The sequence below is a fragment of the Mycobacterium sp. NGS49 genome (genome assembly GCF_059812565.1).
Genome location: NZ_JCALCX010000069.1, coordinates 1 through 11042, shown reverse-complemented (window position 1 = coordinate 11042; position 11042 = coordinate 1). Strand labels below are relative to the sequence as shown.

Sequence of the window (11042 nt, the reverse complement as noted above, 5' to 3'; positions counted from 1 at the left end):
GCCCGTGCCCGCGACCCCGCCCGAGCCACCGGTACCGGCCGCACCGCTGAAGCCCCCGAGGCCACCCTTACCCCCGTCGCCGCCGGTACCGGGACCTGCACCGGTGTCGGGGGTGCCGCTGCCGCCGTCGCCGCCGGCGCCGCCGACCCCGCCGTGGCCGCCGTTGCCGTTGCGGCCGCCGGCGCCGCTGTTGCCGCCGGTGCCGCCCTCGCCGCCGGACCCGGCGATGGTGCCGTTGCCCCCGGTGCCCGCCGCGGCGCTGAGTCCATTGCCGCCGTTGCCACCGTTACCGCCGTTGCCGCCGTCGCCGTAGCCGCCGGCCACCCCGCCGGACCCGCCGGTGCCCGCGGCGCCGCCCGCTCCGGCGCCGCCGCCGTTACCGCCGTGGCCGCCCAGGCCGGCGCCCTTACCGGGGCCGGTGCCGTCGCTGGGCGCGCCGGCGCCGCCGGTGCCGCCCTGGCCGCCGTCGCCGCCCTGCCCACCGGAGCCGTTGACACCGAAGGCGCCCGCGTTGCCTCCCGCTCCCGCGTCGCCGCCCACCCCACCATTTCCGCCTTTGCCGGCGGGGTTGTTGAAGCCGGCCGGCACCCCGTCGCCGCCGCTGCCGCCTGCACCGCCGGCGCCGCCATCACCACCGGCGCCGGCGTGACCGAAGGTGCCGGCGCTGCCGCCGGCGCCACCCCGGCCACCCGCGCCACCGTCCCCGCCCAGCTGCCCGGCCAGGCCCTGGCCGCCCGCACCGCCCGAACCGCCCGCGCCGCCGGCTCCGGCGAAGCCGTGCAGGCCCGAGTTGCCGCCGGCGCCGCCGTTGCCCCCGATGCCGCCGCCCACGCCGGCCACGCCGGTGATGCCGGCTCCACCCGTCCCGCCGGCGCCGCCGTTGCCGCACCACGTTCCGCCGTTGCCGCCGGCGCCTCCGGTACCGCCCGGCCCACCGAGGCCACCGAACCCGCCGTTGCCGATCAACCCGGCCGATCCACCCGCGCCGCCGGTGGCGCCGGCGTTGGTGCTGATGCCGCCATTGCCGCCGTTGCCGTACAGGATGCCGCCCGCCCCACCGGCCGTGCCGACACCGTTGACGGTGGTGCCGTTGGCGCCGTTGCCGATCAGCGGGCGATCGAGGAGCAGCCTGGTCGGCGCATTGATCAGTCCCAACAGACCGGTGTTGGCGGATTCGGCCGACAGATACGCATCGGTGGCGGCCGACAGTGTGGCCGTGAACTGGTCATGGAAGGCGGCCGCCTGCCCGGCGAGCACCTGGTAACCCTGCGCATGCTGGGAGAACAACGCCGCGATCGCGGTGGATACCTCGTCGGCGGCGGCGCTGGCCACCGCGGTCGTGGTGGCTGCCGCGGCCGCGTTGCGATTCGCCAGCTGTGCGCCGATGCTCCGCACGTCGGTGGCCACCGAGGCCACGATCTCCGGTGTGATCACTGCATAGGACATCGGCACCTCGCTGTGCTCAGGGAGCAGGGGATCGCACGATGTTAGCGCCCGAAATTGACGGTCGTGGCGAAACTGCGGATTCGCGAAATAGGCTCCGCCGCAATTGATCTGGCCGCCGTTGACCGAATGCGGTTCTAGTTACATACGGCGCCGTTTGCGGCCGAGCCGACCAGTTTGACGTATTTGGCCAGCACACCGGTCTTGTAGCGCGGTGGCGGGGGGCAGAAATCTGTTTGCCGGGACGCAAATTCGCCGGGGTCTACCAGCACGTCGAGGGTGTGATTGGCGACGTCCAGGCGGATCCGGTCGCCGTCGCGCAGGAAGGCGATGGGCCCGGCGTCGACGGCTTCCGGTGCGATGTGACCCACGCACAGGCCCGTGGTCCCGCCGGAGAACCGACCGTCGGTGAGCAGCAGCACGTCCTTGCCCAGCCCGGCGCCCTTGATGGCTCCGGTGATGGCAAGCATCTCGCGCATGCCGGGGCCGCCCTTGGGTCCTTCGTAGCGGATCACCACCGCGTCGCCGTGGGTGATGGTGCCGTCCTCGAGGGCGTCCAGCGCCGCTCGCTCACCGTCGAAAACCCTTGCGGTGCCTTCGAACACGTCGGAATCGAAACCGGCCGACTTGACCACCGCACCGTCGGGGGCCAGCGATCCGCGCAGGATGGTGATGCCGCCGGTGGGGTGGATCGGGTTGTTCATCGCGCGCAGCACCTTGCCGTCCGGGTCCGGCGGGGCGATCTCGGCCAGGTTCTCCGCCATGGTCCTGCCGGTCACCGTCATGCAGTCACCGTGCAGCAGGCCGGCGTCCAGCAGTGCTTTCATCACCACCGGCACCCCGCCGATGTGGTCGACGTGTGACATCACGTGCCGGCCGAACGGCTTGACGTCGGCCAGGTGGGGAACTCGCGAACCGATCCGGCTGAAGTCGTCGATGGACAACTCCACCTCCGCCTCGTGGGCGATGGCCAGCAGGTGCAGCACCGCGTTGGTCGAGCCGCCGAACGCCATCACGACCGCGATGGCGTTCTCGAACGCCTCCCGGGTGAGGATGTCGCGGGCGGTGATGCCCTGGCGCAGCAACTCGATGACGGCCTGACCGCTGCGGCGGGCGAACCCGTCGCGACGGCGGTCGGTGGCCGGGGGCGCGGCGCTGCCCGGCAACGACATGCCCAGTGCCTCGGCGGCGCTGGCCATGGTGTTGGCCGTGTACATGCCGCCGCACGCGCCCTCGCCGGGGCAGATCGCCCGCTCGATGGCGTCGACGTCCGCGCGGCTCATCAAACCGCGCGCGCACGCGCCCACGGCCTCGAATGCGTCGATGATCGTCACCTCACGCTCACTGCCGTCGGAGAGCTTGGCGACCCCCGGCAGGATCGATCCGGCGTAAAGGAACACCGAAGCCAGGTTCAGGCGGGCGGCGGCCATCAGCATGCCGGGCAGCGACTTGTCGCAGCCGGCCAACAGCACCGAGCCGTCCAATCGCTCGGCCTGCATCACCGTTTCCACGCTGTCGGCGATCACCTCCCGCGAGACCAGCGAGAAGTGCATCCCCTCGTGCCCCATCGAGATACCGTCGGACACCGAGATGGTCCCGAACTCCAACGGGTAGCCGCCGGCGGCGAAGACACCCTCCTTGACCGCCTTGGCCAGCCGGTCCAGAGACAGGTTGCACGGCGTGATCTCGTTCCACGAGGAGGCGACCCCGATCTGCGACTTCGCGAAGTCCTCGTCGCCCATGCCTACCGCACGCAACATGCCGCGGGCGGCGGTCTTCTCCAGGCCGTCGGTGACGTCACGGCTGCGGGGTTTGATGTCGGGTTCAGGCATGCCTGCAAGTATGCGGTGCGGCGTCATCCCGCCAAAATCGTTTATCATCGTTGCGTAATACCCCGTTGGGGTATTAGGCGGCGGTGGGAGAGTAGATGACGGCAGCACACGGATACGCGCAGCAGAAGGACAATTACTCCAAACGGCTGCGCCGCATCGAGGGCCAGGTGCGCGGGATCGCGCGCATGATCGAAGAGGACAAGTACTGCATCGACGTGCTCACCCAGATCAGCGCCGTCAACAGCGCGTTGCGGTCGGTGGCGCTGAACCTGCTCGACGAGCACCTGAACCATTGCGTCACCCGGGCGGTGGCCGAGGGCGGCCAGGAGGCCGACGACAAGCTGGCCGAGGCGTCCGCCGCCATCGCACGTCTCGTCCGGTCCTGACCGGGCGTGTTGAGACGCAATGTGGGGGTAATCCCCGGGTGCGTTGCGTACGGTGAGGACGGCGCAATCGTGTCGGCGGGCTACCACGGCGCGCAGACGACCGCCACCTCACAACATGACTGCCGAATCGGGAACCATCGCCGCAACCGCGCGAACGTGGACGCCACGGATCGCGGTTCAACTCGGGGTGCTCGCGGCGGCGGCATTCATCTATGTCACCGCCGAGTTGCTGCCGGTGGGCGCCCTGTCGGCGATTGCCCGCAATCTCAACGTCTCCGTGGTGCTGGTGGGCACCCTGCTGACCTGGTACGCGTTCGTCGCGGCGCTGACCACCGTCCCGCTGGTGCGCTGGACCGCACACTGGCCGCGGCGCCGGACATTGCTGCTCAGCCTGGTGTGTCTCACCGTCTCGCAGCTCATTTCGGCGCTGGCGCCCAACTTCGGGGTACTGGCCGCCGGCCGGGTGCTGTGTGCGGTGACGCACGGCCTGCTCTGGTCGGTGATCGCCCCGATCGCCACCCGTCTGGTGCCGCCCAGCCATGCCGGACGCGCCACCATGTCGATCTACATCGGAACAAGCCTGGCGCTGGTGATCGGTAGCCCGCTCACCGCGGCGCTGAGCCTGATGTGGGGCTGGCGGCTGGCGGCCGTCTGCGTCACCGTGGCGGCCGCGGTGGTGACCGTGGCCGCCCGGCTGGTGCTGCCCACGCTCAGGTTGAGCAGCGACCAGCTGCAATACGTCGGCCGACGGTCGACGCATCACCGCAACCGGGCGCTGATCCTCGTGAGCCTGATCACCATGGTCGGGGTGACCGGACACTTCGTCTCCTACACCTACATCGTGGTGATCGTCCGCCAGGTGGTCGGCGTGCGCGGAGCCAGCGTCGCCTGGCTGCTCGCGGCCTACGGGGTGGCCGGAGTGCTCGCGGTGGCCCTGGTGGCGCGCCCGCTGGACCGCCGCCCCAAAGGAGCGATCATCGTCTGCATGGTGGGCCTGACGGCGGCGCTGGCGCTGCTGAGCGCGCTGGCCTTCGGCTGGCACCGCTCCGCGACGACGGCGCTGGTCGTGGGGACCGGCGCCATCGTGCTTTGGGGAGCCATGGCAACGGCGGTATCGCCGATGCTGCAGTCGACGGCGATGCGGGCCGGCGCCGACGACCCCGACGGGGCTTCGGGTCTGTATGTCACGGCGTTCCAGGTGGGGATCATGGCCGGCTCGCTGGCGGGCGGGCTGTTGTACGAGCGGAGCGTGGCGATGATGCTCACCGCCTCGGCGGGTCTGATGGGCGTCGCGCTGTTGGCGATGGCAGCGATCCGCCCGATAGTCGATACCCCGGCTGCGGCAACTTCACAGGACGACTAACACCGCAGGTCAGAAGCCCGAATTTGACTCGGTAACGGTCGGGGCGGGTTCGCCGAATGGCTAAACAGGGGTTCCGCTGTGCCACACTGGGGCCAGTTTTGGTCTTAAGCAGTTGACCGGAGGGAAAGAGTATGTCGCGCTGGATGAGTGGCCGCACGAGGGGTGGCCTCCTCGCCGCGGTCAATGCATTCGCAGTGGTTGCGATGGTCGGGCTGGGTGCCGGCCCGGCATCGGCGGATCCGGACGAGGCGCCCGTCGACCCCGGCCCAGTGGTCGCACCGGCCGACCCACCCGCGCCCGACCCGTTGGCGCTGCCGCCGCTGCCCGAGCCGTTCGGGCTGCCCCCGGCCGCTGTGCCCGGGGCGGTGCCGGTGGCTGCCGGGCCGGTGGCCGGCCAGGACCCGACACCCTTCGTGGGCGATCCGCCGTTCAGGCCGCCGTCGTTCAACCCGGTCAACGGGGCAATGGTGGGCGTGGCCAAGCCGATCATCATCAACTTCCAGGTGCCGATCGCCGACCAGGCGATGGCCGAACGAGCCGTGCACATCTCGTCGATTCCGCCGGTGCCGGGCAAGTTCTATTGGATGACCCCGAGCCAGCTGCGCTGGCGGCCGCTGAGCTTCTGGCCGGCCAATACCGCGGTGAACATCGACGCGGCGGGCACCAAGTCGAGCTTCCGCACCGGTGATTCGCTGATTGCCACAGCCGACGACGCCACCCACCAGATGACGATCACCCGCAACGGGACCGTGGTGCAGACGTTCCCGATGTCCATGGGCATGGCTTCCGGCGGGCATCAGACGCCGAACGGGACCTACTACGTGCTGGAGAAGATGGCGTCGGTGGTGATGGATTCGTCGACCTACGGGGTGCCGGTGAACTCGGCGAACGGGTACAAGGTGACCGTGTCCGACGCGGTGCGCATCGACAACAGCGGCAACTTCGTGCACAGCGCGCCGTGGTCGGTGGGCGATCAGGGCAGGCGCGACGTCAGCCACGGCTGCATCAACCTGAGCCCCAGCAACGCCAAGTGGTTCTTCGACAACTTCGGCAGCGGTGACCCGATCGTCGTCAAGAACTCCGTCGGGACGTACAACAAGCCCGACGGCGCCTCAGACTGGCAGATGTAGGAACGCGACGAGAGGGATGCGCATGAGGGGAAGCCGCTTCGGAGCGCTGCGGGCCGCCGGTGCCGCTGCGGTAGTCGGTTGGATGCTGCTGCTGAACGCCGGTGTCGCACTGGCCGATCCCGATCCCGCACCCGATGACCCCGGCGTGGTCGCACCGCCCGCGGTGCCCGCCGCGGATGCCCCGCCGCCATTCGTCGGCACGGCGCCCTTCGGACCGCCCAGGATCAATCCCGCCAACGGTGCGACGGTGGGCGTGGCCCAGCCGATCATCATCGACTTCCCGGCGCGCGTCGACGACGCGGGTGCCGCGGAAGGCGCGATTCGCATCTCGTCGACGCCGCCGGTCGAGGGGAAGTTCTACTGGCAGACTCCCACCCAGTTGCGCTGGCGTCCGCTCAGCTTCTGGCCCGCCCACACCGGGGTGACGGTCGACGCCGGCGGCACGGTGTCCAGCTTCCAGACGGGCGACACGCTGGTGGCGACGGCAGACGACGCCACCCACCAAATGACCATCACCCGCAACGGGGCCGTCGTTCAGACTTTCCCCATGTCGATGGGCATGGCCTCGGGTGGCCACCAGACCGCCAACGGCACCTACTACGTACAAGAGAAGATGGCGTCGGTGGTGATGGATTCCTCGACCTACGGGGTTCCGGTCAACTCGGCCAACGGATACAAGATCACCGTGGCGGACGCCGTCCGTTTCGACAACAGCGGCAACTTCGTGCACAGCGCACCGTGGTCGGTAGACGACCAGGGCAGGCGCGACGTCAGCCACGGCTGCATCAACCTCAGTCCGGCCAACGCGAAGTGGTTCTTCACCAACTTCGGGCCGGGTGATCCCATCATCGTGAAGAACTCCGTCGGCACCTACACCAGGAATGACGGGTCCAACGACTGGATGAGCTGACGCCGGACTGCTTAGGGTTGGGCATTACGGCAACACGGCAGGCATGATCAACGACGCCCTCCGGGCCCTGGGCCGTGCCACGTCCCGGCTGCCGCACACATTGCCGCTGGCCAATCGGCTCTTCGGCGGCGATGCGCAGTCCGACATCGACGGCCGCGTCGTCTTCATCACCGGCGCCGCCCGCGGGCTCGGCGCCGAGCTGGCCCGCCAGGCTCATGCCCGCGGTGCCCGCGTTGCGCTGGTCGGTCGCCGGCTCGACCCGTTGCGGCAGCTGGCCGGTGAACTGGGCGAGGGAGCCGTCGCGTTCGAAGCCGACGTGACCGATGCCGAGAAGCTGCAGCGCGCCGCCGCGGACACGGTGTCGGCGTTCGGCGGGATCGATGTGGTGGTGGCGAACGCGGGCATCGCGCCTCCCTCGGAGACGGTGGCCACCATTGCGCCGGAGGACTTCGAGCGCACCGTCGAGGTGGATCTGCTCGGCCAGTGGCGTACCGTGCGAGCCGTCCTGCCGGCTCTCATCGAGCGGCAGGGATACATCCTGTTCGTCGGCTCCATCTACGCGTTCTTCAACGGCGTGCTGGCCGCGCCGTACGCCGTCAGCAAGGCCGGCGTCGAACAACTGGCCCGGGCGCTGCGGGTCGAACTGGCCCCGCAAGGCGTGCGCACGGGCATTGCCTACCTGGGCTTCATCGAGACGGAGCTGGCCGCCGACGTCTTCGCGCAACAGCGGGCAGCCCAGGTGCGCCAGGCCATCCCGGGCTTTGTGACCCGGCCGATTCCGGTCGCCGATGCCGCTGCCGTTCTGCTGGACGGAATCCAGCGGCGGGCCGCGCGCATCACCGCGCCCGCCTGGGTGGCGCCGATGCTGGCCATGCGTGGCATCACCACGATGGTGATGGACGACCTACTGCTGAACAACCGTGCCGTCACGGCGGCGGTGAGTGACGGGGACACCGTCCCCGGTTCCTGATCGCGGGCGTAGATACCGGTCTTCTGCGGCGCCGGGATTATGTATAACATCATACATATGCGAAGCCCCCGCGACCGGATGGTGATGTCGGCCGCACTGTTGATCAGGGAACGCGGTGCGCGCGCCACCGCAATCGCCGACGTGCTGGCGCACAGCGGGGCGCCGCGCGGCTCGGCCTACCACCACTTCCCGGGTGGGCGCACCCAGCTGTTGTGCGAGGCGGTCGACTTCGCCGGCGAGCACATCGCCGCCCTCATCGCCGAGGCGGACAGTGGTCCGGCGCTGCTGGACACCCTGATCGGCAGATACCGGGAGCAGTTGCTGGCCACGGACTTTCGCGCGGGCTGCCCGATCGCCGCCGTGGCGGTGGAGGCGGGCTTCGAAAAGGACGACCGGGATCGGATGGCTCCCGTCGTGGAACGGGCGGGCGCGGTGTTCGACCGCTGGTCGGCACTGATCACCGCGCGCTTCATCGCCGATGGCATCGCCGCCGAACGGTCCGGTGAGCTCGCCGAGTTGGCGACGGCCGCACTCGAGGGCGCCCTGCTGCTGGCGCGGGTGCGGCGCGACATGGCGCCCCTGGATGTGGTCCACCGCCAGTTGCGCGCCGTGCTGCTGGCCGAACTCCCGGAAGGAAACTCCCGCCATGACTGACTGGCAGCCCACCGCCTGCATCCTGTGCGAGTGCAACTGCGGCATCGTCGTACAGACCGAAGGGCGCACCCTGGCCCGCATCCGGGGAGACAAGCAGCACCCGGCGTCGCAGGGATACACCTGCAACAAGGCACTGCGGCTGGACCACTACCAGAACGGCCGGGGTCGGCTGACCTCGCCGCTGCGCCGGCGCCCCGACGGGAGCTACGAGGAAATCGACTGGGACACAGCGATTGTCGAGATCGCCGAGCGGTTCAAACACATTCGCGACGCCTACGGTGGCGACAAGATCTTCTACTACGGTGGCGGCGGGCAGGGAAACCATCTCGGCGGCGCCTACAGCGGCGCGTTCCTCAAGGCGCTGGGCTCGAAGTACCGCTCGAATGCGTTGGCCCAGGAGAAGACCGGCGAGGCCTGGGTCGACGCGCAACTCTACGGCGGGCACACCCGCGGCGAGTTCGAGCACGCAGAGGTGTCGGTGTTCGTCGGCAAGAATCCCTGGATGTCGCAGAGCTTTCCGCGCGCGCGGGTGGTGCTCAACGAGATCGCCAAGGACCCGCTGCGGTCGATGATCGTGATCGACCCCGTCGTCACCGACACCGCCAAGATGGCCGACTTCCACCTGCGGGTGCGTCCCGGGACCGACGCGTGGTGCCTGGCCGCGCTGGCCGGCATCCTGGTGCAGGAAAACCTATGTGACGAAACGTTTCTCGCTGAGCACGTGCACGGGGTCGATGCCGTGCGGACGGTACTGCGCGAGGTTGCGGTCGCCGACTACGCCGAGCGGTGCGGGGTGGACGAGGAGTTGCTGCGAGCGGCCGCGCGGCGTATCGCAGCGGCCGGCAGCGTCGCGGTGTTCGAGGACCTTGGCGTGCAGCAGGCACCCAACAGCACGGTTTGCTCCTACCTGAACAAGATGCTGTGGATCCTCACCGGCAACTTCGCGAAAAAGGGTGGCCAGCATCTGCATTCGTCGTTCGCGCCGCTGTTCAGCACCGTCTCCGGGCGCACGCCGGTGACCGGTGCGCCCATCATCGCCGGCCTGGTTCCGGGCAACGTGGTGCCCGAGGAGATCCTGACCGACCACCCCGACCGGTTCCGCGCCATGATCGTCGAAAGCAGCAACCCGGCGCACTCGCTGGCCGATTCTGCGGCGTGCCGCGAGGCCTTCCGGTCGCTCGAGCTGTTGGTCGTCATCGACATCGCGATGACCGAAACCGCCAGACTGGCGCACTACGTGCTGCCCGCGGCGTCCCAGTTCGAGAAGCCCGAGTGCACCTTCTTCAACCTGGAATTCCCGCACAACGCAATGCAATTGCGGCATCCATTGTTCCCGCCGTTGCCGGGTACGCTGCCCGAGCCAGAGATCTGGGCCAGGCTGGTACGCGCGCTGGGTGTCGTTTCGGACGAGGACCTACGGCCGCTGCACGAGGCCGCCGCGCAGGGCCGTCAGGCATACACCGAGGCGTTCCTGGGAGCCGTCGCGGGCAATCCGACGCTGGCCCGGGTGCTCCCCTTCGTGCTCTATGAGACTCTGGGCCCGACATTGCCGGACGGGTTGGCCGGCGCAGCCGCATTGTGGGGACAGGCGCAGAAGACGGCGATGACCTACCCCGAAGCCGTTCGGCGCGCCGGACATGCCGACGGCAACGCGCTTTTCGACGCGATCATCGAGGGCCGCTCCGGGATCACCTTCACGGTGCACAACTACGAGGACGACTTCGCGCTGATCGGTCACAGTGACCACAAGATCGCCCTGGAAATTCCCGAGATGCTCAGTGATATAAAGGCTTTGGCGGCCGCGCCGGAGCGGCTTACCACCGACGAGCTGCCGATAGTGCTGTCGGTGGGGGAGCGGCGCGCATATACCGCCAACGACATCTTCCGCGACCCCTCCTGGCGTAAACGCGACGCTGACGGGGCGTTGCGGGTCAGTGTGGAAGACGCCCAGGCCCTGGGTTTGGCGGACGGCGGCCGGGCGCGCATCACCACGTCGGCCGGTAGCGCGGAAGCAACTGTCGAGATCACCGAGACCATGCTGCCCGGACATGCCGCGCTGCCCAACGGTTTCGGGCTGGACTACCTCGGCGAGGACGGCCGTACCGTCATCCCCGGCGTCGCTCCCAACGCCTTGACGTCGACCAAGTGGCGCGACCCCTACGCGGGTACGCCATGGCACAAGCACGTGCCGGCGCGGATCGAAGCGTGTCCCGCCCCTGCGCGAGCAGACGCGAAATCGCACGTTTAGCAGCGGATCTATGCGAGTTTGTGTCTGCTGGCGGGGAAGGGTGACTGGCGCCGCCTACGGGGGAGGGTGACTGGCGCCGCCTACGGGGGAGGGTGACTGGCGCCGC

9 protein-coding genes are annotated in these 11042 nt (G+C 69.4%); 7 read left to right on the top strand and 2 right to left on the bottom strand.

The features are described 5' to 3' along the window. The coding region (locus AC5Y7D_RS30465; protein ID WP_499929848.1) for a PE family protein at window positions 1-1446 on the bottom strand (1446 nt) is incomplete at its 3' end. A 134-nt stretch (window positions 1447-1580) separates the two neighbouring features. Beyond that, window positions 1581-3275, bottom strand: a complete 1695-nt coding sequence (ilvD, locus tag AC5Y7D_RS30460) for a dihydroxy-acid dehydratase (RefSeq protein WP_499929846.1) — start codon at window positions 3273-3275, stop codon at window positions 1581-1583. A 95-nt stretch (window positions 3276-3370) separates the two neighbouring features. Between ilvD and ricR the strand changes: the two genes are divergently transcribed. From ricR to AC5Y7D_RS30425, 7 genes are all read left to right on the top strand, one after another. Continuing rightward, window positions 3371-3661 carry a copper-sensing transcriptional repressor RicR gene (gene ricR / locus AC5Y7D_RS30455; protein WP_499929844.1) on the top strand — a complete coding sequence of 97 codons (291 nt, stop codon included), beginning with the start codon at window positions 3371-3373 and terminating at the stop codon, window positions 3659-3661. A 115-nt stretch (window positions 3662-3776) separates the two neighbouring features. Continuing rightward, window positions 3777-5024 carry an MFS transporter gene (locus tag AC5Y7D_RS30450; protein ID WP_499929842.1) on the top strand — a complete coding sequence of 416 codons (1248 nt, stop codon included), beginning with the start codon at window positions 3777-3779 and terminating at the stop codon, window positions 5022-5024. Window positions 5025-5155: 131 nt separating this feature from the next. Then, entirely contained in the window at window positions 5156-6154 is a 999-nt protein-coding gene (locus tag AC5Y7D_RS30445) for a L,D-transpeptidase (protein ID WP_499929840.1), read from the top strand. A gap of 16 nt (window positions 6155-6170) precedes the next feature. Continuing rightward, window positions 6171-7064 carry a L,D-transpeptidase gene (locus AC5Y7D_RS30440; RefSeq protein ID WP_499929838.1) on the top strand — a complete coding sequence of 298 codons (894 nt, stop codon included), beginning with the start codon at window positions 6171-6173 and terminating at the stop codon, window positions 7062-7064. A 43-nt stretch (window positions 7065-7107) separates the two neighbouring features. Next, window positions 7108-8034, top strand: coding sequence for a short-chain dehydrogenase/reductase (locus tag AC5Y7D_RS30435; RefSeq protein WP_499929836.1), 927 nt, complete (start codon window positions 7108-7110; stop codon window positions 8032-8034). Between the two features lie 57 nt (window positions 8035-8091). After that, complete coding sequence (locus AC5Y7D_RS30430; RefSeq protein ID WP_499929834.1) at window positions 8092-8688, top strand: TetR/AcrR family transcriptional regulator; 597 nt, start codon at window positions 8092-8094, stop codon at window positions 8686-8688. Then, complete coding sequence (locus AC5Y7D_RS30425) at window positions 8681-10936, top strand: molybdopterin oxidoreductase family protein (RefSeq protein ID WP_499929832.1); 2256 nt, start codon at window positions 8681-8683, stop codon at window positions 10934-10936. Before AC5Y7D_RS30430 ends, AC5Y7D_RS30425 begins: the two co-directional genes overlap by 8 nt. Window positions 10937-11042 lie beyond the last annotated feature (106 nt).